This is a genomic window from Reyranella sp., from assembly GCF_004297265.1.
GTDB lineage: Bacteria > Pseudomonadota > Alphaproteobacteria > Reyranellales > Reyranellaceae > Reyranella.
The window spans coordinates 16,361-39,261 of the sequence record NZ_SCUT01000040.1; the positions used below are offsets into that span (position 1 = coordinate 16,361).

General features: G+C 67.1%; 22 protein-coding genes. 13 read left to right on the plus strand and 9 right to left on the minus strand.

All coding sequences use genetic code 11. The features are described from left to right. The first annotated feature begins 228 nt into the window (after nt 1-228). The 4 genes from EPO41_RS17015 (at nt 229) to EPO41_RS17030 (ending at nt 3,414) form a co-directional block, all read left to right on the plus strand. Nucleotides 229-1,206 carry an ABC transporter substrate-binding protein gene (locus EPO41_RS17015; protein ID WP_296327212.1) on the plus strand — a complete coding sequence of 326 codons (978 nt, stop codon included), beginning with the start codon at nt 229-231 and terminating at the stop codon, nt 1,204-1,206. A gap of 71 nt (nt 1,207-1,277) precedes the next feature. Further along, on the plus strand, nt 1,278-2,018 hold the full coding sequence (locus tag EPO41_RS17020) for an ABC transporter ATP-binding protein (protein WP_296327214.1): 741 nt from the start codon (nt 1,278-1,280) through the stop codon (nt 2,016-2,018). A 3-nt stretch (nt 2,019-2,021) separates the two neighbouring features. Next, entirely contained in the window at nt 2,022-2,783 is a 762-nt protein-coding gene (locus tag EPO41_RS17025; protein ID WP_296327216.1) for an ABC transporter permease, read from the plus strand. 13 nt (nt 2,784-2,796) lie between these two features. Next, on the plus strand, nt 2,797-3,414 hold the full coding sequence (locus EPO41_RS17030) for a MarR family transcriptional regulator (protein WP_296327219.1): 618 nt from the start codon (nt 2,797-2,799) through the stop codon (nt 3,412-3,414). A 7-nt stretch (nt 3,415-3,421) separates the two neighbouring features. On the opposite strand, the gene EPO41_RS17035 is transcribed toward EPO41_RS17030, so the two are convergent. Together EPO41_RS17035 and EPO41_RS17040 are read right to left on the minus strand one after the other, a co-directional pair. After that, a complete protein-coding gene (locus tag EPO41_RS17035; protein ID WP_296327222.1) occupies nt 3,422-3,721 on the minus strand; it encodes a DUF1244 domain-containing protein in 300 nt (99 codons plus the stop codon). 124 nt (nt 3,722-3,845) lie between these two features. Beyond that, on the minus strand, nt 3,846-5,234 hold the full coding sequence (locus tag EPO41_RS17040; RefSeq protein ID WP_296327225.1) for a PLP-dependent aminotransferase family protein: 1,389 nt from the start codon (nt 5,232-5,234) through the stop codon (nt 3,846-3,848). 154 nt (nt 5,235-5,388) lie between these two features. Between EPO41_RS17040 and EPO41_RS17045 the strand changes: the two genes are divergently transcribed. Continuing rightward, nucleotides 5,389-6,249, plus strand: a complete 861-nt coding sequence (locus EPO41_RS17045) for a DMT family transporter (RefSeq protein WP_296327227.1) — start codon at nt 5,389-5,391, stop codon at nt 6,247-6,249. 36 nt (nt 6,250-6,285) lie between these two features. Here EPO41_RS17045 and EPO41_RS17050 read toward each other — a convergent pair whose 3' ends face one another. After that, a complete protein-coding gene (locus EPO41_RS17050) occupies nt 6,286-7,053 on the minus strand; it encodes an N-formylglutamate amidohydrolase (RefSeq protein WP_296327229.1) in 768 nt (255 codons plus the stop codon). 29 nt (nt 7,054-7,082) lie between these two features. Here EPO41_RS17050 and EPO41_RS17055 point away from each other — a divergent pair, with 29 nt between their 5' ends. The 8 genes from EPO41_RS17055 to EPO41_RS17090 all read left to right on the plus strand — a co-directional run bounded on the left by EPO41_RS17055 (nt 7,083) and on the right by EPO41_RS17090 (nt 14,513). Further along, on the plus strand, nt 7,083-8,360 hold the full coding sequence (locus EPO41_RS17055) for a glycerate kinase (RefSeq protein ID WP_296327232.1): 1,278 nt from the start codon (nt 7,083-7,085) through the stop codon (nt 8,358-8,360). Beyond that, on the plus strand, nt 8,357-8,776 hold the full coding sequence (locus tag EPO41_RS17060) for a hypothetical protein (RefSeq protein ID WP_296327235.1): 420 nt from the start codon (nt 8,357-8,359) through the stop codon (nt 8,774-8,776). Before EPO41_RS17055 ends, EPO41_RS17060 begins: the two co-directional genes overlap by 4 nt. Nucleotides 8,777-8,785: 9 nt before the next feature. After that, nucleotides 8,786-10,042: a 3-oxo-tetronate kinase gene (gene otnK / locus EPO41_RS17065; RefSeq protein WP_296327238.1), complete on the plus strand. Its 1,257-nt coding sequence runs from the start codon at nt 8,786-8,788 to the stop codon at nt 10,040-10,042. After that, the gene (gene otnC, locus EPO41_RS17070) at nt 10,039-10,686 is read left to right on the plus strand and encodes a 3-oxo-tetronate 4-phosphate decarboxylase (RefSeq protein WP_296327241.1); all 648 of its coding nucleotides are present in this window, start codon (nt 10,039-10,041) and stop codon (nt 10,684-10,686) included. Before otnK ends, otnC begins: the two co-directional genes overlap by 4 nt. Before the next feature lie 12 nt (nt 10,687-10,698). Beyond that, nucleotides 10,699-11,484 (plus strand): 2-oxo-tetronate isomerase, encoded by a 786-nt coding sequence (otnI, locus tag EPO41_RS17075; RefSeq protein ID WP_296327243.1) that lies wholly within the window; start codon nt 10,699-10,701, stop codon nt 11,482-11,484. Between the two features lie 3 nt (nt 11,485-11,487). Next, the gene (ltnD, locus tag EPO41_RS17080) at nt 11,488-12,402 is read left to right on the plus strand and encodes an L-threonate dehydrogenase (protein WP_296327251.1); all 915 of its coding nucleotides are present in this window, start codon (nt 11,488-11,490) and stop codon (nt 12,400-12,402) included. A gap of 9 nt (nt 12,403-12,411) precedes the next feature. Next, entirely contained in the window at nt 12,412-13,824 is a 1,413-nt protein-coding gene (pyk, locus tag EPO41_RS17085) for a pyruvate kinase (RefSeq protein WP_296327254.1), read from the plus strand. Between the two features lie 434 nt (nt 13,825-14,258). After that, nucleotides 14,259-14,513, plus strand: coding sequence for a hypothetical protein (locus EPO41_RS17090; RefSeq protein ID WP_296327256.1), 255 nt, complete (start codon nt 14,259-14,261; stop codon nt 14,511-14,513). Here the strand turns inward: EPO41_RS17090 and paaK are convergent. From paaK to glcE, 6 genes are read right to left on the minus strand one after another with little or no spacing between them, the layout of a single operon-like run. Continuing rightward, entirely contained in the window at nt 14,510-15,799 is a 1,290-nt protein-coding gene (gene paaK, locus EPO41_RS17095; RefSeq protein ID WP_296327259.1) for a phenylacetate--CoA ligase PaaK, read from the minus strand. The two genes, EPO41_RS17090 and paaK, sit on opposite strands and share 4 nt — an antisense overlap. Then, nucleotides 15,796-18,426 carry a DUF2339 domain-containing protein gene (locus tag EPO41_RS17100; RefSeq protein WP_296327262.1) on the minus strand — a complete coding sequence of 877 codons (2,631 nt, stop codon included), beginning with the start codon at nt 18,424-18,426 and terminating at the stop codon, nt 15,796-15,798. Before EPO41_RS17100 ends, paaK begins: the two co-directional genes overlap by 4 nt. Nucleotides 18,427-18,456: 30 nt before the next feature. Beyond that, nucleotides 18,457-19,692 carry an amidohydrolase family protein gene (locus EPO41_RS17105; RefSeq protein ID WP_296327264.1) on the minus strand — a complete coding sequence of 412 codons (1,236 nt, stop codon included), beginning with the start codon at nt 19,690-19,692 and terminating at the stop codon, nt 18,457-18,459. Between the two features lie 36 nt (nt 19,693-19,728). Continuing rightward, a complete protein-coding gene (locus EPO41_RS17110; protein ID WP_296327267.1) occupies nt 19,729-20,325 on the minus strand; it encodes a tetratricopeptide repeat protein in 597 nt (198 codons plus the stop codon). A 20-nt stretch (nt 20,326-20,345) separates the two neighbouring features. Further along, complete coding sequence (gene glcF, locus EPO41_RS17115) at nt 20,346-21,665, minus strand: glycolate oxidase subunit GlcF (RefSeq protein ID WP_296327269.1); 1,320 nt, start codon at nt 21,663-21,665, stop codon at nt 20,346-20,348. A 1-nt stretch (nt 21,666) separates the two neighbouring features. Beyond that, nucleotides 21,667-22,836, minus strand: a complete 1,170-nt coding sequence (glcE, locus tag EPO41_RS17120; protein ID WP_296327270.1) for a glycolate oxidase subunit GlcE — start codon at nt 22,834-22,836, stop codon at nt 21,667-21,669. Nucleotides 22,837-22,901: the final 65 nt, after the last annotated feature.

The window sequence follows — 22,901 nt, forward strand, 5'->3', positions numbered from 1 at the left end:
CAAGAGGACGCTCGCCGGGCCTCGATCGCTCGGTAGAGTTCCATATTTACAGAGAAATATTAGGCAGTATGGCCAAAAGAGAGGCAATTGTCGGCCGACCTCCTTCATGAGCTCTCTCCTTTTCATTCGATATGGAATGAAATATGCAAGGCTGGTGGGACGCTCAATGGCGGCGACGGCGCCGCAGCCTGCCGGGGGCCTTCCCAGTTCGAACCGAGGATGTGATCTATGAAACTGCTTGGACGTCTCGCCGCCGCGATCGGCCTCGTCGTCGGCATGGCCGGCGCCAGCGCGTTGCCGGCCCGCGCGACCGACGTGAACTTCATCACCGACTTCGGCTTCAACGGACGGCACGCCTATTTCTACGTCGCGCGCGAGAAGGGCTACTACAAGGAAGCCGGCCTGGACGTGACCTTCCTGCGCGGTCAGGGCTCGGCCGATGCGATCAAGAAGGTGGCCGCCGGCCTTGCCACGATCGGCTTCGCCGACGCGGGCTCGCTCGTGCTGGCCCGCGGCAATGACGGCGTGCCAGTGAAGCTGGTCTCGATCGTCTACGCCCGGCCGCCCCAGGCCATCTTCGCGACCAAGGGAACCGGCATCACCTCTCCCAAGGATCTCGAAGGCAAGACGATCGCCGATACCGCGTCGAGCTCGGTCCGCCTGCTGTTCCCCGCCTTCGCCAAGGCAGCCGGCATAGACGCCAGCAAGGTGAAGTGGGTCGTCGCGGAAGGCTCCGCCCTGCCCTCGCTGCTCGCCAACGGGCGGGTCGACGCGATCGGCCAGTTCTCCGTCGGAGAGCCGCTGATCGCGGCAGCCATCGCGCCGAAGGAAACGGTCCGCATCGCCTACAAGGACTCGGGCCTCGACTATTACGGCAACGGTCTGATCGCCTCGGAGGAGACGATCGCCAAGCAGCCTGAGCTGGTGCGCGCCTTCGTCAAGGCGACGATCAAGGGCATGAAGGACGCGTTCGCCAATCCGGCCGAAGCTGCCGCGATCATGGCCAAGTACCAGAAGGAACTGGCGCCGGCGATCATCGAGGGCGAGACCAGGCTCGTCGGCGAGCTTGCGACCGTGCCCGGTCAGCCGCTGGGCAGCATCGACCCGAAGAGCATTGCGGGAACCGTCGAGGTCATGTCGGCCAACTTCACCTTGAAGTCGCCCGTGCAGCCGGCGCAGCTCTACGCGCCGGGCTTCGTCGAATGATGGCGGCCGCCGGTGGCCTGGCGGCCGCCCCTCCGCCGGCGGCGGGCGTGGCAGCCATCGATCTCCGGGGTGTGAGCAAGCACTACCCCGCCGCGGCGGGAACGTCGGTCCATGCGCTCGGACCGATCGACCTGCACATTCCGACCGGCAGCTTCGTCGCCGTGGTCGGCCCGTCCGGCTGCGGCAAGTCCACCCTGCTGCGGCTGGTCGCCGGCCTCGAAATGCCCGACGGCGGCACGATGATGCGCTATGGAACGCCGCTCGACGCGCCCTCCCATGAGGTGGGGATCGTCTTCCAGGAGCACGTACTGTTCCCCTGGAACACGGTGCTGGAGAACGTGCTGCTCCCCGCCGACGTGCTCGCGCTGCCCAGGGCGGCGGCGCGGGAACGCGCCCTGCGCCTTCTCGAAATGACCGGCCTCGCGGCGTTCGCAAATCATCGCCCCCAGATGCTGTCCGGCGGCATGCGCCAGCGTGCGGCGCTCTGCCGGGCCCTGCTCGCGGATCCGCGCCTGCTGCTGCTCGACGAGCCGTTCGGCGCGCTCGATGCGCTGACGCGCGAGGAGCTTTCGCTCGAACTGTCGGGCCTCTGGCAGGATCTCGGACGAACCGCCTTCCTGATCACGCATGACATCGAGGAGGCGATCCTGCTCAGCGACCGTGTGCTGGTCATGTCCCCGCGCCCCGGCCGCATCCGTGCCGACATCGCGATCGACCTGCCGCGCCCGCGCAATGCCGACACGCCGAGACTGCCGCGCTTCCAGGCGCTGAAGCAGGAAATCCGCGACATCATCTTCGACCGCCGGGCCTGAGCGATGAGCGCGTCTCCGTCCTCGCGCCTCGCCGGCCGCGCCACCATCCCCGTGGTCTATCTGGTGCTGCTGGTCGCCTGGGAACTGTCCGTCCGCGTCTTCGCGGTTCCCGCCTGGATCCTGCCCGCCCCGACCGAGATCGGAAGAACGGCCGTGCAGTGGGCGCCCGAGCTCGGCTTCAACAGTCTCGTGACCTTGCGCGAAACCCTCGTGGGCTTCCTGCTCGCCATCGCGCTCTCCCTGCCGCTGGCCGTGCTCATCGCCCTGAACGCGACCGCTCGCAGGCTGCTCTACCCGATCCTGCTCGGCCTGCAGTCGGTGCCCAAGGTCGCTGTGGCTCCCCTGATCATCCTGTGGCTCGGTCTGTCCGAATGGCCGAAGATCGTGATCGTCGTCCTGGTCTGCTTCTTCCCGATCCTGGTCAACCTGATCGCCGGACTGGAAGCCGCGCCACGCACGATGCTCGACCTCATGCGCTCGCTGGGCGCGTCGCAGCACATGATCTTCCGGCGCTTGAGGATTCCAGTAGCGCTGCCGCACTTCTTCACCGGCTGCAAGGTGGCGGTGACCTTTGCCGTCATCGGCTCGGTCATCGGCGAGTTCGTGGCGGCGCAGGAGGGGCTCGGCTATCTCATCCTCATCTCGACGTCGCAGTCGCAGACTCCGCTCGCCTTTGCCGCCATCGCCCTGCTGACCCTGCTCAGCATCGCACTCTTCCATGGCATCGAATGGATCGAGCGCCGGGTCGTCGACTGGACGCCCTGAACTCGCGCGTGCAATGACGGGCCTCGACGGAGGAAAGATGGGCAGCGGCAAACCGGAAACGGAAGACAAACCGGAGACCGCGGTCGCGAAGCCACAGCGCCCGGGCCGACGCCCCACGGCCAAGGCCCGCGCCGCCCGCGACCAGGTGGATGCCATATTCTCGCAGTGGCGCGCCGAGCGACCTGACATCGACACCAGCCCGGTGCAGATCTACGGCCTGATCGCGCGGATCCAGATCCAGTGCACCGCCTTCATCGAGGAAGCGCTCGTTCCATTCGACCTGACCCGCGGCACGTTCGACGTCCTGACCGCGCTGAGGCGTGCCGGCACACCCTACTGCCTCACGCCCAAGCAACTGGTCCAATCGCTGCTTCTCAGCGGCGCGGGGCTGACGAGCCGCTTGAACAAGCTGGAATCACAGAACCTGATCGCCCGGCTCGCCGAGCCGAGCGACCGCCGGACCCTGCGCGTCCAGCTCACGGCGGCGGGCGAGGCCGTCATCAACGAAGCCATCCCCCGCGTGTTCGACGTGCAGCGCAGCCGCCTGCAGAAGCTCGGGGACGACGGACAGAAGCGGCTTCTCGCTGAGTTGACGCGCTTTGCCGAAGCAATCGACAACTGGCCCGGCTGAAACGCCTTCAGCCGTGCTTGTGCTCGGCCTTGTCGAAGGCCTTCTTCTGGTCGGCCGAGGCGTCCTTCTGGAACTTCGCCTTCCACTCGTCGTAGGGCATGCCGTAGACGATCTCGCGGGCCTTCGGATCGGCGATCTCGATGCCCTGCTTGCCGGCCTCCTCGCGATACCAGCGCGACAGGCAGTTGCGGCAGAAGCCGGCCAGGTTCATCAGGTCGATGTTCTGGACGTCGGTCCGCTCCTGGAGGTGCGATACCAGACGCCGGAAAGCGGCGGCTTCGAGTTCGGTGCGGGTCTTGTCGTCCATGATGCTCTCCTGAGCGGCGCTGGGAGGCCGCGAGACGAAGCGTTCCGGGGATATAGTTCCGGCCCGGAGCATATGCCAGTGACCAGCATTCGTGATCCCGGCCCGCCCTCTGCCTTCCGGATAATCAGACGATAAGGGAGGAGTCCTCTGGCGCTCCGTCGAAAAGATCAGCGATGATGGCCAATCCCTGCCTGACACGGTCACGGCTGGTCTCGTGACTGAGGCAGAGACGGATCGCATTTGGCGCCGCACCATCGCCGACGGCAAAGACGGAGGCTGGCTGAACCTCCACCCCTCTTCGTCGCGCGGCGGCGCAGAAAGCGTCCGGATCCCAACGGTCGGGCAAAGGCAGCCATACGTGAAATCCCGATCGGTCCCCGCCGGGTAGCCGGGGTCCCAGGACCTGGCGGGCCATGTCGTGGCGCGCGCGCGCCTCGTTGCGTTGCTCGGCGTTCAACCGCTCGGCGGTTCCATCGATGATCCATCGCGAGACGATCTCGCTCATCAATGGTGGCGACATCCACGTCGACATGTTGGTCGCCGCCTGCAGCGCTCCCCTGAGACGATCGGGAAACTGCAGGTATCCGACCCGCAGGCCCGGCGCGATGCTCTTCGAGACACTCGTCAGGAACACCGCGTGGTGTGGCGCGAAGCAGGCAAGCGGTGGCGGCCGTTCCACGGGCAGGAAGCCAAAGACATCGTCCTCGATCACCGTGAGGCCGCGCTTCTCCACGACATGAGCGATCTCGCGCCGCCGTGCTTCGCTCATCGTGATCGCCGTCGGCGTGTGCAAGGTCGGCAGGCAGTAGAGAACCTTGGCCCTCGTCGACGCGCATGCGTCATCGAGCGCCTCGGGCTTCAGACCTTCGTCATCCATCGCAACGGGGCGCAGGCTGAGGCCCAGATGCCGCGCCATCGACTTGACGGGCGCGTAGGTCAGAGCCTCCACCAGCAAGACATCGCCCGGCCGCAGCAGCGCCAATAGAGCGACCAGCAGGCCGTGTTGCGCACCGTTGCAGAGTATGACGGATCGTCCGGCGTCCGGGAGCTTCAACCGCCCCATCCAGCGCGCGCCGGCGTCCATATGGCGTCGCGGATCATCGTTCCTGTCGTGATGAAGGTACGAAGACAGCACCGGTGAATGGCTCAAGGACTCCAGGGTCTGCGCCAACGCCGCCTCGGCATTGCCCGCGAAGGGCAGGTTGAGAGAGAAATCTATTGGGCCGGAAAGCGGGCGGGCCATGCGGGCGGGCTGGGCTTCGACCGGTTGCCAGCCGGTAACCCTGACGAATGTTCCCCGCCCCACTTCTCCCTCGAGGAAGCCGCGCCGGGTCGCTTCCGCGTAGGCGCGGCTCACCGTGTTCAGCGAAAGTCGAAGTTCGTAAGCGAGACTGCGCTGCGTCGGCAGGCGATCACGCGGCCTCAGGACACCCGTCGATACGCCTTCCGCGATGGCATCTGCGAGGGCGAGATAGGCTGGACCTTTCCTGCCGTTCAGGACGGGGCTCCACATTGTCATGAGAACAATGTTCCTATTGTCGCCTCGGATAGTCAATCATATCAGTACAAATTGTATCTATTGCAGCGCTGGACGTGGTGAGATGAAAAGCACGGGGCGGACGAGAGGCATTTTACTCGCAACACTCTGCCTCGGACTTCTCGGGGTCATGCCGATCATCTCGGCAAGCCGACCGGGGGACTTCGATGCTCTCGCATTCGCGCTATTCCTGTCGCTCTGGCAACTTGTCTTCTCCCTGCCCGCGCTCTTGCTGGAAAAGCGGATGACGGCGGCGGGCAAACCGGCGGCCCCGGGAGCCGGGCTCAAAGCACGCGCAGTCGTCGTGGCGACCGGAATGATCTTCGGATTCTCCACCTACCTCTACGTGCTGGCGGTCGAGAAAGCCGGTGCCATCAGCTTCGCGATCGCGGTACAGGCCTATCCGCTCTTTGCCATTCTTTGGGAGACGATGTTTCTCGGCCGGAGAAAGAGCGTCACGGAACTCTCGTGTACCGGCGTACTGATTGCGACGATGTACTTTCTCGGAACCGGCGGCACATGGCGCATCGAAGGAATGACCATCTGGTTCCTTTTGGCGCTGAGCGTTCCGTTCCTGTGGAGCGTGGCACATGTCATTCTCAAGGAGGTCCTCAACAAGACGCCGGTCACGCCGAACCAGGTCGTGTTCTCCCGCGTCCTCGTGTCGTCACTCTTCCTAGGCGTCTGCCTGCTCGTCACGGCAGGTCCGGATACGATCATCGCTGCGGCCACCGACCTGCGTTTCCAGTCCGCCGCCCTGCTGATGGGCTTTGTCTACTATCTCGAGCTGATCGTCTGGTTCCACGCGGCCACGTACATCGATGTGTCGCTGGCCAGTTCCGTCACCGTACCCGCACCGCTCGTGACGACATTCCTTGCCCTGCTCCTGCTCGGCGAGACCGCCGAATCCTATCAACTCATCGCTCTGGCGATCGTTGTCGTGAGCCTGCTGGGTCTGATTGCGGCGGGGCATCGCAAGGCTCCCGCATGACCTGCACAGCGGAGTGAACGGCGGCCGCCGTGCGTATCAGGTCAGGGCCGCGACGACCGCAGCCTGGATCGCCGGCGCCAGGCGCCGTCCCCAGGCACGCGCCTCGGCCGGTGTGCCGATGAGGTCCTGGCGCACTTCAAGAGAACAATGCGGCAGCGCCCGCGACCGCGCATGGGCGGTCAGCGTGTATTCGTAGGACGCGCGCGCCGAATAAGGTTCGTTGTCGCCGACCACCAGCGAGGGATCGCGGCGCAGCTCGGACAGCAGCGGCTCGGGCAGGCGCGGATCGTCGTTCCACAGCACGCCGACATGCCAGGGGCGCACGAAGCCCTTCATCACCGGCGTGAAGCTGTGCATCACCAGAAGGCAGACTTGGCGGCCATCCGCCGTCATCGCATCAAGCAGCCGGTCGACCTCGCGGTGGTAGGGCCAGAAGCAGGCCTCGGCGCGCGCGTCGACCTGTTCCCTGGTGAGGTCCTTGTTGGCCGGAATGACCGTCTCGTCGCTGATCTCCGGCGTCGAGCCCTCACCGCCCGGCCAGCGATTGCAGTCGATCACCAGCCGCGAATAGCCGGACGCAACCAGCGGCGCGTCGAGCACCATGGCCAGTTCGATCGCCGCGTCGAGCCCGCCGATGTCCCAGCCGATGTGCCGCGCCAGTTCGCTCGCGGGAATGCCGAGGTCACCCAGCGCCTGCGGCACGGCCTTGCTGGCATGATCGCAGAGCAGCAACAGCGGTGCCCGGCCCTGCTCGTTGAAGACGGAAAACGGCGGTGGATCGCCCGGCCTGAGCAACGGTTGCATCGCGCCCCTATAGTGCGAAGATCGGGCAAATGAAAGATGCTGACGCCCGCGCCCTGCTGCGCGCCCTCTTCGATGCTGCCCTCGCCGCCGCTCGCCCCGCCACCTGCCTTTCTCCCTATATTGCGAAGCTCCAGCCGCCGAAGGGTCGCACCATCGTGATCGGCGCCGGCAAGGCAAGTGCGGCCATGGCGCGCGCCGTCGAGGACCAGTGGCCGCATCCGCTCGAAGGGCTGGTGGTGACGCGCTACGGCTACGGAGAGACCTGCAGGCGCATCGAGATCGTCGAGGCCGCGCATCCCGTGCCCGACGACAAGGGCCGCGAGGCCGCCGGCCGCATTTACGAGCGTGTCCAGGGGCTGGGCGCCGACGATCTCGTGCTCTGTCTGATCTCGGGCGGCGCCTCGGCCTTGCTCGCGTTGCCGGCGCCGGGCCTCACTCTGAACGACAAGCAGGACGTCAACCGCGCGCTTCTGAAGTCGGGCGCCAACATCGTCGAGATGAACACGGTGCGAAAACACCTCTCGGCGATCAAGGGCGGCCGGCTCGCCATCGCTGCCCAGCCGGCGCGCGTTCTCTCCTGGCTGATCTCCGACGTGCCGAACGATGACCCCGGCGTCATCGGCTCCGGCCCCACCGTCGCCGACAAGACGACCTTCGCCGACGCGCTTGCCGTGCTCGCGAAATACAAGATCGATCCGCCGGCTGCCGTGCTCGCTCACCTCAAGGAAGGCGCCGCCGGCCGCATCGAGGAGACGCCGAAGCCCGGCGACCCGCGCCTCGCCAACGTCGAGACGATCATGGTGGCCACGCCCAGGCGCTCGCTCGAAGCCGCCGCCGCCGTCGCGAAGGAACGCGGCGTGGAAGTGGTCATGCTCGGCGACAATCTCGAGGGCGAGGCCCGCGCGCTGGGTGCCGCGCACGCGCATCAGGCCATCGAGATCGCCAAGCGCGGCGGCAAACCGGTGGTGATCCTTTCGGGGGGCGAGACCACCGTCACGGTGCGCGGCAAGGGTCGCGGCGGACGCAACGTCGAATATCTGCTGGCCCAGGCCATCGCAGCCCATGGTACTGCTGGCATCTGGGGTCTGTCGGCCGACACCGACGGCGTCGACGGCGCGGAGGATATTGCCGGCGCGGTCTTCACGCCGGATACGCTGGCACGGGCGCGTGCGAAGGGCGGCGATCCGCAGGCCATGCTCGACGACAATGACGGGCATGGTTTCTTCGAATTGCTGGGTGACGCCCTCGTCACCGGGCCAACGCGGACCAACGTCAACGACTTCAGGGTCACCTTGATCGCGCCATGAGGACCTATCCCGGTTCCTGCCACTGCGGCGCGATCAGGATCGCGCTCACCTCCGGGAAGAAGCCGGAGGAGATGCGGGTCGGCCGCTGCGCCTGCAGCTTCTGCCGCCGCCACGGCGCCCGCACGATGGGCGATCCAACGGGCAGCGTCGAATTCCGCAGCGCACCAAATGCCCTGTCGCGCTACCGTTTCGGCCTCGGCATCACCGACTACCTGCTTTGCGCCCGTTGCGGCACCTATGTCGGTGCCGTGATGCCCGAGGAAAACGGCGCCATCGGCATCGTCAACGTCAACGCCCTCGACATCCGCGACACATTCGATGCTGCACCGCCGTTGCACCATTACGACGGCGAGGACGAGGCCCGGCGCCGCTCCCGGCGCCGAAAGTTCTGGATGCCGGCGACGATCATCGCCTAACGTCGTTCCATGGCCATTCTCGGAGTGATCGCCGACGACTTCACCGGCGCAACCGACATCGCGGGCATGCTCGTCAAAGGCGGCATGCGCACGATCCAGACAATCGGTGTACCGGCGACGGACACCATTTCCGACGACGTCGATGCCGTCGTGGTCGCGCTCAAGACCCGCTCGATTCCCGCCGCCGACGCCGTCGCGCAATCGCTCGACGCGCTGAAAGCCCTGCAGGCGGCCGGCTGCACGCGCTTCTTCTTCAAATACTGCTCGACCTTCGATTCGACCGACGCCGGCAATATCGGCCCGGTGGGTGATGCGCTGCTCGATGCGCTGAAGGCAAAGCAGGCGATCTACTGCCCCGCCTTTCCGGTGAACGGGCGCACGATCTTCTTCGGCCATCTGTTCGTGGGTGACGTGCTGCTCTCGGACTCGCACATGAAGCATCATCCGCTGACGCCGATGACCGACGCCAGCCTGGTACGGGTGCTGGCGCGCCAGACGCCGCACAAGGTCGGCCTCGTGGCCCTGAAGCAGGTCCAGTCGGGCTCGGCAGCGCTTCGCGAGTCGCTCGACAAGCTCGCCGCCGAGGGCGTGCGCCACGTCGTGGTCGATGCCGTGGCCGACACCGATCTCGGCATCATCGGCGAGGCGATCGGTGATGACACACTCGTCACCGGTGGCTCGGGAGTCGCGCTGGGCTTGCCCGCGGCGTATCGGCGTCGCGGCCTGCTGGCCCATCGGTCCGGCGCAGATGCATTGCCGAAGATCGAAGGCGCAGCGGCCGTGTTGGCGGGCTCGTGCTCGGCAGCGACGCTGGGCCAAATTGCCGCCTTCAAGGGCGCGCATCTGGCGCTCGACACGGATGCGATTTGCCGCGGTGAGGACGTCGCAGGCCAAGCGCTCGACTGGACGAAGGGCAAGCTCGGCAACGGACCGATTCTGCTGTCGGTCAGCGACACGCCTCATTCCGTGAAAGCCCTGCAGGCGAAGTACGGCGTCGAGAAATCGAGCCAGGCCATCGAGAAGACCATGGCGGCGCTGGCTTGCGGTCTCGTCGATGCGGGCGTCGGCCGGCTGGTCGTCGCGGGCGGCGAAACCTCGGGTGCCGTCGTCAGCGCGCTCGACGTCACGGCGCTGCGCATCGGCCCCGAGATCGATCCCGGTGTGCCATGGACCGCTTCGGTCGGGGCCAGGCCGATCCTTCTCGCGCTGAAGTCCGGCAATTTCGGCGCTCCCGATTTCTTCACCAAGGCATTCGACCGGCTATGAGCACCGCAGAGACGACGATGCGCGAGCAGATCTGCGCGCTGGGCGCCAAGCTCGCGGCGCGCGGCCTCTGCCCCGGCACTTCCGGCAACATCAGCGCAAGGGTGGCCGACGGCTGGCTGATGACGCCGACCAATTCCTCGCTCGGCGAACTCGAGCCCGGCCAGCTTTCCAAGATCGATCTCTCGGGCAAGCACGTCGCCGGCGATCCGCCGACCAAGGAAGCGCTGCTGCATCGCTCGGTCTACGACGTGCGGCCCAAGGACGGCGCCATCGTCCATCTTCACTGCACGCATGCCGTGGCGATCTCCTGCCTCGACCCGTCCTGCCACCACAATGCCGAGACGACCCTGCCGCCGATCACGCCCTACTTCGTGATGCGGGTCGGCAAGCTGCCGCTGGTTCCCTATTTCAGGCCCGGAGACCCCAAGCTGGCCGATGCCATCCGCGACTACGCCAAGGGCCATCGCGCGGTACTTCTCGCCAATCACGGTCCCGTCGTCGCGGGAACCTCGCTGTCGGCCGCCTCCGCCTCGATCGAGGAACTGGAGGAAACGGCCAAGCTCCACCTGCTGCTGCAGGGCTTCAAGCTGCGCACCCTGTCGGATGCAGAGGTGCGCGACGTCGAAGAAGCCTATCCTTCCTGATCGGACAGAAGAATGCCCAAGCTCGCCGCCAATCTCTCGTGGATCTACCAGGAAGTGCCGTTCCTGAAGCGCTTCGGCGCCGCCGCGGCACACGGCTTCAAGGCTGTCGAGATCCTGTTCCCCTATGAGGCGCCAGCTGCCGAGATCGCGGCCGAGCTGAAGAGGCACAAGCTCACGCAGGCGCTGTTCAACCTCCCACCGGGCGATGCCGGCAAGGGCGAGCGCGGACTGGCGGCCCTTCCGGGCCGCGAGGCCGAGTTCGCCGCCGCCATCGACAAGGCGCTGGACTACGCGCAGGCGCTGGAGTGCCGGACCCTGCACGTGATGTCGGGCATGATCGCGCCGGGTGCCGACGTGAAGGCAATGCACCGCACCTTCATCTCGAACCTCAGGAAGATCTGCGACCGCACGGCCAAGATGGACATCACCGTCGTGCTGGAGCCGATCAACCGCCGCGACATTCCCGGCTACTTCACCAACACGACCGACCAGGTGAAGGCGATCATCGACCAAGTCGGCGCGCCGCACCTGCGCTTGCAGCTCGACCTCTATCACCTACAGGTCACCGAGGGCGATCTGCAGAAGCGCATGGAGCGCCTCTTCCCGATCACCTCGCACGTGCAGATCGCCGGCAACCCCGACCGCAACGAGCCCGACATCGGCGAGGTCAATCACCTCTACCTGCTCGATGTGCTCGACCGGCTGGGCTACGACGGATATGTCGGGCTCGAATACAAGCCGAAGACCACGACCGGCGCCGGCCTCGGCTGGGCGGCGAAATACGGCATCAAGGCCTGATCCATGACCGACAAGAACACACCCGTCGTCGCGTTCGTGGGCCTTGGTTCGATGGGCCTCGGCATGGCCAAGAACCTGCTGAAGCACGGCCACAAGGTGATCGGCGTCGATCCCAGCGCCGCCGCGCGCGACGCCTTCGTGGCGGCAGGCGGTACGACGGCCGCCTCGCCAGCCGAAGCCGCGAAGATCGCCGACGTCGTGGTCCTCGCCGTCGTCAATGCCCAGCAGGTCGAAGCCGTCCTCTATGGCGAGGGGGGCGCCGTCGCCACGCTTCGCAAGGGCGGCCTCGTCATGCAGTGCGCCACCTGCCCCGCCGCCTTCATCCGCAAGCTCGACGAGCGTCTGGCGACAACCGGACACGAGTTGCTCGATGCGCCGATGTCGGGGGGACGGGCGCGTGCCGAATCGGGCGAACTGACCTTCATGTCTTCGGGCAATGCACAGAGCTACGCTGCAGCGGAGTCGATCCTCTCGGCCACTTCCGCCAAGGTGTTCCGCCTGGGCGACAAGGCCGGCATCGGCTCGTTGGTGAAGACGGTGAACCAGCTCCTGGCTGGCGTGCATATCGCCACGGCCGCCGAAGCCATGGCGCTCGCCGCCAAGGCCGGAGCGGATACGCGCGCGGTCTATGAAGTGATCTCGGCGAGCGCGGGAAATTCCTGGATGTTCGGCAACAGGGTGCCGCACATGCTCGACGACGACTATACGCCGCTGTCGGCCGTCGAGATCTTCGTGAAGGACCTGGGCCTCGTGCTCGACACCGGCCACGAGCTGCGCCTGCCGCTGCCCCTGGCGGCCGCGGCCCACCAGCTCTTCATCGCGGCCGCGGGCGCCGGTCACGGCAAACTGGATGACGCCGCCGTCGTCAAGGTCTACGAGGCGGCCGGCGACTTCAAAGTGTCGTCGCCCTCCAGGTAGGCTGGTCCCATGCACCGCAATCGATTCACCAAGATCGTCGCCACACTCGGCCCTGCTTCCTCGACGCCGGAGCGCCTGCGAATCCTGTTCGAGGCCGGCGCCGATGTCTTCCGGCTGAACTTCAGCCACGGCCAGCAGGAGGACCATCGCCAGCGGGTCGACCAGCTGCGCGCGCTCGAGAAGGAATACAAGCACCCGATCGCCATCCTGATGGATCTGCAGGGCCCCAAGCTGCGCCTCGGCACCTTTGCCAAGGGACCGATGGAGCTGAAGAAGGGCCAGAAGCTGCGCTTCGACATGGACGCGACGCCGGGCACGGCCAAGCGCATCCCCCTGCTCCATCCCGAGATCTTCAAGGCGGCGAAGCCGGACGGCCTTCTCCTGATCGACGACGGCAAGGTCCGCCTGCGCATTGTGGCTCACGACGAAAAGACCATCGACACCGAGGTCGAGGTCGCGGGCACGATTAGCGATCGCAAGGGCGTCAACCTGCCGAACCTCGTCCTGCCGGTGTCGCCGATGACGCCGAAGGATCACAAGGACCTGGTGTTCGGCCTGTCGCTCGGCGTCGACTGGGTGGCGCTGTCCTTCGTTCAGCACGCCCACGATATCGCCGAGCTGAAGAAGCTGGTGGCCGGCCGCGCCGCCGTGATGGCCAAGCTCGAGAAGCCGCAGGCGATCGAGCATCTCGACGAGATCATCGAGCAGAGCGACGGCATCATGGTCGCCCGCGGCGATCTCGGCGTCGAGATGCCGCCCGAGGCCGTACCGCCGCTGCAGAAGCGCATCCTGGCCGCCTGCCGCGTGGCCGGCAAACCGACCATCGTGGCGACGCAGATGCTGGAGTCGATGATCCATTCGCCGACACCGACGCGCGCCGAAGTCTCCGACGTGGCAACCGCCGTCTATGACGGTACCGACGCCGTCATGCTGTCCGCCGAATCCGCGTCGGGCGACTACCCCATCGAAGCGGTCACGATCATGGACCGCATCCTGAAGAGCGTCGAAGGCGACCCGCTCTATCGCCGCCTCATGGACGCGAGCCGGCGCGAGCCCGAGGCCACGACCGCCGACGCGATCAGCGCCGCGGCACGCCAGTGTGCCCACACGCTTTCGGCCGCCGCTATCGTCACCTACACCAACACCGGCTCGACGACCCTGCGGGCGGCGCGCGAACGGCCCGATGTGCGAATCCTCTGCCTGACGCCCAACTTCAACACGGCACGGCGCATGACGCTCACCTGGGGTGTCCATCCTGTCCGGACCGAGGACGCGCACAACTTCGCCGACATGGTCCAGCGCGCCGTGCGTGTCGCGCGCCAGGAGGAGATCGCGAAGGAAGGCGAGCGCCTCGTCATCACGGCAGGCGTCCCGTTCGGCACGCCGGGTGCGACCAACATCCTGCGCATCGCCTACGTCTGACGCGCTGTGCGCGCATGATTTTCCGCAAGGGATGATGGCCGTCCCCTCTCCGTAGTGTCTCGTACGAACACAACGAGAGGTTCCATGTCTCGCCGCAATTTCGCCACCGTTGACGCTCTTCTGATCCTGGCGTGCATCGTCATCTTCGCCGGTGGCGTGCTTGCGCAGGGCGTTGCGTCTTCCACGCCGGCAACGCCTCCCACCCACGCTGCCGGAGACAGGCCGTGAAGCGCCGCCGACTCTCGCTCGGCTGGATCGATTTCCTCGTGATCGCGGCGTCGATTCTCACCTTTGCCGCTGTTGCCGGTGCCACGCTCGGACACGGCTGACACAAACGACCTTGGTGTCGCCTCAGTGCGGTCGCGACGCCGACCGAAATCGGAATCATAAGGCAACCTTCCAGCCCAGCCGAAACACCGTTCCCAGAGGCCAACATGAACCAAGGCCAGAAGAAGAAGCGGGCGATCGCCGTCCCCTATGAACTTCGCAAGTCACGCTTTTCGTGGATCGACCTGCTCGTGATCGCCGCCGCCCTGATCACGCTCGCGGTCGTCATCGACGCCTCGGTGGGCCGCGCAAAGGCAGCGGCGCCCGCAACGCAGGGGAACCTCATTGCGCCTGAGGTCAGTCAGCTGCCCGACGATCCTGGACTGCTCAAGGCCCGAATCCGCCTGGTCACGGGACTCTAGGTTTTGGGACGCCTGTCGATGACACGGCGTGCCTTCCCCTGCGACCGCTCGATCGTCCCCGGTACGGCAACCTCGACATAAGCCGAGAGGCCGCACATCCCCTTGAGCCTTCGAGTCAGTTCGGCGCCTGACTGAAGCCTAGCCCCCTGCTCCTGAACCTGCCGCGCCTCGACGCGCACCAGTAGATCGTCGAGCGCGCCCGTCCTCGTCAGCTCGATGACATAGTGGCCGCTCAGGGCCGGATCGCGGAGAATCTGTTCCTCGACCTGGCTCGGGAAGAGATTGACGCCGCGTACGATCAGCATGTCGTCGCTGCGCCCCGTGATCTTGGCCATGCGGCGCATCGCAGTGACCGTCCCGGGCATCAGCCGCGTCAGGTCGCGCGTCCGGTAGCGCACGACGGGCATCGCTTCCTTGGTCAGCGTCGTGAAGACCAGTTCGCCCGGCTCGCCCTCGGCCACCGGCCGGCCGGTCACGGGATCGACGATCTCGGGATAGAAATGATCCTCCCAGATCGTCGGCCCGTCCTTCGTCTCCACGAACTCGCAGGCGACGCCCGGCCCCATCACCTCGCTCAGCCCGTAGATGTCGACGGCGTCGATGCCGAGCCGTCGCTCGATTTCGGCGCGCATCCCCTCGGTCCACGGTTCGGCACCGAAGATACCGATGCGCATCGCCGTGTCGCGCGGATCGACGCCCTGGCGCTCGAATTCGTCGGCGATCGCCAACATATAGGACGGCGTCATCAGCACGACGCGCGCGCCGAACTCGCGGATGAGCTGGACCTGCCGCTCGCCGAAGCCGCCGGACATCGGCACCACCGTGCAGCCCAGCCGCTCCGCGCCGTAATGCGCACCCAGCCCCCCTGTGAAAAGGCCGTAGCCGTAGGCGTTGTGAATGATGTCGCCCGGCCGCGCGCCGCCGGCGAACAGCGAGCGGGCCATCAGGTCGCCCCAGGTGGCGATGTCTTTTGCCGAATAGCCCACCACAGTCGGGCGGCCGGTGGTACCGCTGGAGGCGTGCAGACGCACGCAGCGCTCGCGCGGGATCGCCAGCATGCCGTAGGGATAGGCGTCACGCAGGTCGCCCTTCTCCGTGAAGGGGAAGCGCGCCAGATCGTCGAGGCTGGCAAGCTGGTCGGGATGAACGCCCGCCGCCTCGCACTTGGCACGATACGGCGCCTGGTTGTCGTAGGCGTGGCGCAACGTCGTGCGCAGCCGGTCGAGCTGCAGCGCCCGCAGATCGTCGAGCGACAGGCTGAGCTCGGGGAACAGGCTTCCGGTCATTTGCTGTCGAATCCGAAACGCCGGTAGGCGTACCCCAGACCGATCAGGGCGGCTCCGAGGCCGAGGAACGAGAAGACCCGCAGGAGGCCCTGCAGCCCCGCCATGTCGATCAGGAACACCTTGGCGACGACGATGCAGACCAGCACCATGCCGGCATGGCGAAGCGCCGCCGCCTGCCTCAGGAAGCCAAGCGCCAGCAGGGCCACGCCGAACAGCAGCCAGGCGATCGAGTAGGCGTAGAGTTCCAGCCCGTGGGCGTCGAAGCCGCGTCTCTCGAAGCCGGGATCGAAGAAGTGGCGCACTTCGAAGGAGACATAGGCGAAGGCCAGGACAGAGGCTGCCGCTTCGACGAGGAGATCGACCCGCCGGTCGGACTCGACGTCGATCCAGCGGCGCGCCAGGGCTGCCATCGCGGCCGGCGCGGCATAGGCGAGCAGCAGCCCGTTGAGGATCGGCAGCCGGCCGACATCGGCCGGCTCGAACACGGGATTGGCGACCAGCACCTGGACGATCAGCACCACCGCGACGGCTACGCCGCCGCTCAGGCGCCACGCCCACAGCGCCACGAGGTCGCCGTCGAGCCGCGCCTTCCAGAGGGCCGCCAGGGCGAAGGCCCCCCAGACCAGCACGTAGAAGGCCCGCTCCATGAAGCTCGCATCGGGCGTCATCATGGCGGTCGGCTGGAAGAGGCTGCGTACTTCGAGCGTCAGCAGGACGAAGACGAGCAGAGCCGCCGCCGCTTCGACGGCGCGCACCAGCCGTACGTCGGCGGTCGGGCGCAGGAAGCGCAGCGCCACGACCAGTGCGGCGATGGAGAGGCCGTAGCCCCAGAGCATCCAGTTGAGGATCGGCGTCAGGCCGATCGGATATTTCAGGATCTCGGGGTTCACGACGAAGCGCACAACGACGATCGCGAGCAGTGGCCAGCAGAGCCGGCGGAGGGTCACCAGCCCGAGTTGCGCAGAGATGGCGGCGACCGCGGCCAGCTCGACCGCATAGGCGACGGTGATCCATTCGCGATTGAGCTCGAGCGGAATGGCGGCGCCGATGAAGAAGGTGGCGCCCGCCGCCAGGAAACCCAGGGCTTCGGTGGCTCCCGGCATCGTCCCACGCCAGCGGGTCAGGCGTTCGGCCCCCACCAGGAACGGTGCCGCAAGGCCCACACTGATCAGGCCCCAGGGAACGCCGGGCGTACCGCGCAGCCCGTACCAGGCGAGCAGGAAGTGAGACAGCGCGGCCGACACCGAGAGCGCTGCCCAGAAACCCGGCCGGGCGGCGTTCCAAAGCAGGGCAAAAGCCGCGGCGGCGTACAAGCCACCGAATACCGTCACAAGCCAGCCGAAGCGGCCATCGTTCCACTCGGAAGGCACGCCGCTCGCCGTCCACCACCAGAGCGCCAGCGCCGCCAGCGACAGGGCCGGGGCGAGGCCGGCGGCGAACTGGAAACGCGGCGCCCAGCGCGAGAAGGCAAAAATGCCGATCCCGTGCACGGCGAGGGCCAGCCAGCCGGCCGTCTGCTCGCCGCCATCCTGCGCGATGGCCAGCACGAGCAGGCCGCCCGTGACGGCCAGTGAGGCCCAGACGAGCGCCAGCACGTCCTTCGCCGGGTTCTCACTCTCCTGCAGGCGCCGCCAGGACGCCCAGACGAAGAGGCCCGCGAGAGCCACCAGGAAGAGTCCGACCCAATGCAGTTCCGGCAGGTCGGGATCGGCCAGCATCCAGATGCAGGTCCACAGCGCCGAGCCCGCCAGCACGCCCCAACCGAGCATCCACCAGCCGCGGAGCCGGATGACCGTGAGGGTGCCGGCGGCAATGGCCAACAGATAGCCGAACAGGACCGGCGTGTTGGGTTGCTCGCTACCGATGATCGCGGGACTGAGGAAGCCGCCGACGAAGGCCAGCGCCGCCACGAAGATTCCATGCCGCAGCGAGAGCGTAATGGCGAACGCGGTCAGGGCCGCCGCGCCGCCCCCGGCCGCGACCTTGGAGATCATGTCGTAGAGCGCCACGGCCGACAGCAGCGATCCGTAGACTGCCGCCACACCGGCGGCGGCCAGCGCCTGCGAGACGCGATCGTCGTGCGGCCGCATGCGCTCCGCGCCTGCAATCAGGGCGAAACCGAACAGGGCCGCGAGGACGACCCGCACCTCGGGCGAGAGGTACCCCTCCTCGATCGAGTAGCGGACGAGGAAGACGGCCGCGAGGGCCAGCGTGATCGCGCCGACCCAGACGAAGGCGCGGGCGCCGAGCCGCTGCTCCCATCCGCCCTTCACCGGCTCGACGGTCGGGAGAGCAGGCGGTGGCACGGAAGCCGACTGTGAGGCCGGCAGATCCGCGCCGATGACGATCGCCTCGGGCTCGGCTTGGGGCTCCGGAACGAAGGGCGGCGCCGGTGGTGGCGGCACGACCGTCTCGGCCGGTGTTACCGCGAGCGGAGCCGCTTCGGCGGGTGGTGGAAGCGGTTGTTCGCCAATGGCGGCGATCTGGCGCCGGAGCGCCGCCATTTCGGAGGCGAGCCGCTCGTTCTGCGCGCGCAGGCCGGAGGTCCGGACCAGCGCCATGATGGCGATCAGCGGCGTACCGAGCGCCCAGGCGATCCCGACGAGGATGAGGAAGATTTCTTCCACGAAGGCTCCGGGATCGTCCTGCCCTGCTCTTTATTCCGCCGCGACGCGAACGGCTTCGCTCGAGAAGGCCGCGCGGTTGTCGCGGGCGACGAGGCCGCGCTTGACCACCATCCGGTGGTTCTCCTTGCGTGCGGCGCGCTTGATGTCGGCCAGCGCGTCGCCGTCGCAGAGAACGAAGTCGGCGACGTTGCCTTCCTCGATGCGGCCATGATCGGCGAGACGCATAAGGTCAGCCGCGCTCGCGGTCGCGAAGAACAGGGAGTCGCGGCTCGAAATGCCGATGTCGCACATGAACTCGAGTTCGCGCGCGTTCTCGCCGTGGCAATTGTGCGGCGTGCCGGCGTCGGTACCCATCGCGATCCGGCCCCCGGCCGAATAGTACATCTTGGTCGCGGCGATGTGGCGGTCGAACACGCGGCGGCTCTTCTCGATCACATAGTCTGGGATCGAGCGGTCACCCTCGTCATATCCCTTGAGGATGTTCTTCACGGCCGCCAGGGTAGGCACCAGCCAGACGCCACGCTCCTTCATCTCGCGGCAGCACTCCTCGTCCATGAAGATGCCGTGCTCGATCGAATCGATGCCGCCGCGCACCGCGTTGAGAATGCCGAGCGCGCCTTGCGCGTGGCTGGCGCAGCATTTGTGAAAGCGATGCGCCTCCGAGATGCCGGCCTTCATTTCCTCGGCGCTGTAATGCGCATCCTCGGGATTGACGCCGGCGGTCATCACGCCGCCCGTGGCCATGATCTTCACCAGGTCGGAGCCGGCATGGACCTGCTCGCGCACCGCCTTCACCACCTCGTCGACACCGTCGGCAACGCGACCGACGCGATTGCCGTGGCCGCCGGTCATGCAGATCATGCGGCCGGCGCAGCGCATGGTCGGGCCGAGGAAACGCCCGGCATTGTAGGCGTCGCGGATCGCGAACTCGATATAGTCCTTGCCACCGCAGTCGCGTACGGCCGTGACGCCGCCTTCCAGGGTCTGGCGCATGAACTCCATGCCACGCACCGTGAGCTGGGCCGCGCTCAGGCGGTCCTGGACCGCACCCGGATTGCCCTCGGCGCCCGACAGCGAATGGACATGGCAGTCGATGATGCCGGGAATGAGCGTGCCGCCCGACGTATCGACGATCTCGCCGGCAAAGCCCTTGAACTCGCCGGCCGGGGCGACCCGCTTGATGCGTCCGCCCTCTTCCAGCACCGCCTGCCCGTCCTGCACCTTCTCGCCGTCGAAAAGACGACCGCCGACATACAACGTAGCCATGAACGACTCCCGAATTCGAATGTGAGGGACTTTTGCCTACGTCGTGGGCCGGCCGCAACCCAACGGGTCCTCATCGGCGCCATTATCTCCGCCCAACGCCTTCAGGCGCTCGATCTCGCTGTCGATTCCTGCGATGTGCGGGTTCCACTTGCGCGCCAGCTCGAAGGCGGCCACCGCGCGCGCGTTCTCGCCCATTTCCGCGCGGATCATGCCTAGCCCGGAATAGGCACCGAAATGACGCGGCTCGCGTTTAACCGTCTCGCAGATGTCGGCCAGCGAAGCCGGGAAGTTGCCCATCAGCCAGTGCGCCGTCGCGCGCTTGTTCCAGGCCTCCGACAGGCCGGGGGCAAGGTCGATCAGGCGGGTGAAGGTCTCGATCGAGGCCTTCAGCTCCTGCTGCTGCATCTCGGCAATGCCGCGCATCATCAGCGCGCGGTGGCTCATGTCGGGGACCATCACCCACTGCTCCCAGATCGCCGCCTCCAGCGACTTGATGGCAGACGGATCGGTGGCGCTCTGCAGCTTGATGAACAGGGTGTCGAGCATGGTGCCGCTCCCGGCGTCCTGCGCCTGCACGTTGGCCCCGAGCATCAGTCCGATCAAGGCCACAAGGCAAGCGCGAAGAGCGTTCATGCCTCCTCCCCGGTCGGTGGTCAGTCGAGCGCGGCCGGCTTCGGGCCGCCCGTCGCCCAGTCGAGCAACTCGACCGTATGTGCAATCGGTATGCCGGTGCCCGAGGCGATGTTGCCGATGCAGCCGAAGTTGCCGGCCGCGATCACGTCAGGCTTAACGCTCTCGATGTTGGCCACCTTGCGGTCGCGCAGGCGGCGCGACAGGTCGGGCTGAAGCACCTGGTAGGTGCCGGCCCAGCCGCAGCAGAGATGGCCCTCGGGCACGTCCTTCACGACGAAGCCGGCATCTCGCAACAGCCGCTTGGGCTGTTCGATCACCTTCTGGCCGTGCTGCATGGAACAGGCCGAATGATAAGCGACGGTCAGTCCCTTGGGCTCGACGTTCACGAGGCCGATGTCGAGCATGACCTCGCTGACATCCTTGGCGAGCTTCGCGACCTGCAGCGCCTTCTCGTGCCATTCCGGCTCGTCGGCCAGCATGTTGCCGTAGTCCTTCACGGTCGTGCCGCAGCCCGAGGCGTTGATGACGATGGCATCGAGCCCCGCGCCGTCGATCTCGCGCAGCCAGGCGGCGATGTTGGCCTTGGCCAGCGCGATCGCCTGCTCGTTGCGCCCGACATGGAGCACGGACGACCCGCAGCAGCCCGAGCCCGCGACGTTCACGACCTCGATGTCGTGACGCGTCAGCAACCGCACCGTCGCCTCGTTCACTTCGGGCGCCAGCACCTGCTGACCGCAGCCCGGCATCAGCGCCACGCGCCTGCGGCGCAGGCCCTTGGCCGGAAAGGTCTGCGGCCGGTCGACCGGCGACGGGCCGCGCAGGCGCGCCGGCACGGCGTCAAGCATGGCGCGCAATCTGCGCAGGAAGGTCGCGCCACCGGGATCGGTGCTGGTCGCCGGCAGCAGCGGCGCCAGCGGCTTGGCGAGCCGTCCCAACACCATGGCCCAACGGAACGCCGTGGGCCGCGGCATCAGCCGGGCCAGCAGCCCGCGCATGAAACGGTCGGCCGGCGCCCTCGTATAGGTCTCCTCGATGCGGTGCCGGCCGTGATCGACCAGGTGCATGTAGTTCACGCCCGACGGGCAGGTCGTCATGCAGGACAGGCACGACAGGCAGCGATCGACGTGCCGCACCTCCTGCATCGTGGGCGCGCGATCGCCCTCCAGCATCGCCTTGATGAGATAGATGCGCCCGCGCGGGCTGTCGCGCTCGTCGCCCAGCAGCACGAAGGTTGGGCACGTGGCGGTGCAGAAGCCGCAATGCACGCACTTGCGCAGGATGTGCTCGCTGCGCGCGTTCTCGGGATCGGCGAGCTGGGCCAGGGTGAAGTTGGTTTGCACGTCAGCCCATCCGCCCTGGATTGAAGAGGCCCTTGGGGTCGAAGCTTTCCTTCACCCGCGCCGCCAGCGCGACCAGCGCAGCAGACTGCGGCTGGAAGACCGGTACGGTCGCGCGCACGGTTTCGGCTGCGCGGATCAGGGTCGCGTGTCCGCCGGCCGCGCCGAGCGCGCCACGAACCAGCCCGTGATCGGCATCGGCCGAGGGCGGCAGCGCCAGCCAGATCAGCCCGCCCGACCAGTCGTAGAAGGCCTGCGCCGCGGGACGCTGCGCCTTGATGCGCGCCAGGATCGCCGGGCCTTCCGTCGGCGGGCAAGAGATCTTCCAGACGTTTTCGTCGGGCGCGGCATTCAGCGGAACCACGTCGCGCACCTCGCGCCAGAAGGCGCGACTTTCCAGGGTGCCGAGTTCCTCCATCTTCGCGCCGACGTCGACCATCAGCTCGCGCAGGCCCTTGAGGCGCGCCTCGACCGAGGGCGCCACGCCTTCAAGACGGAGCGCCGTCCTGCCCGGCAGGTGTGCGGCGCCCGAGACTTCGTGCGGGCTGCCCATCGCCGCGCACATGGCGCGCACGGCTGCCGCGTCGTCCAGGCCCATCAGCATCAGCGTCGCCGTCTGGTCCGGCGCCGGCAGTACCTTGACCGAGACTTCGTCGAGCACGGCCAGCGTGCCCCAGGATCCGGCAAGGACCTTGGAGAGATCATAGCCGGTGACGTTCTTCATCACGCGACCACCGGACTTGAAGGCCTCGCCACGCCCGTTGACGCCGCTGAAGCCCAACAGGTGATCACGCGCTGCCCCCGCCGAGAGACGGCGCGAGCCGGCAAGATTGCCCATCACCGCGCCGACCAATGTCCCCTGCCCTGGTTCCCGGCCCAGCAACGGGCCGAGATCGGGCGGCTCGAAGGCCAGCATCTGGTTGCGCTGCGCGAGCAGCGCTTCGACTTCGCGCATCGGCGTGCCGGCGCGCAGGGTGACGACCAGCTCCTCGGGCGCATAGTCGACGATGCCGGAGATGCCGGAGAGGTCGAGCACCTGGCCGCACTGCATCGGCTTGCCGAGCGCGAGCTTGCTGCCCTCGCCGCGCACGTCGAGCGGCACGCCTTCGTTCAGCGCCCACTCCACCGCCTGCCGCAGCTCCTTCGCGTCGCGCGGCTTGATCGTGCTTGTCATGGGAGCGCGCAACTCCAGTTGCGCATTCTTTCATGAGCATGAGCGCAACTGGAGTTGCGCGCTCC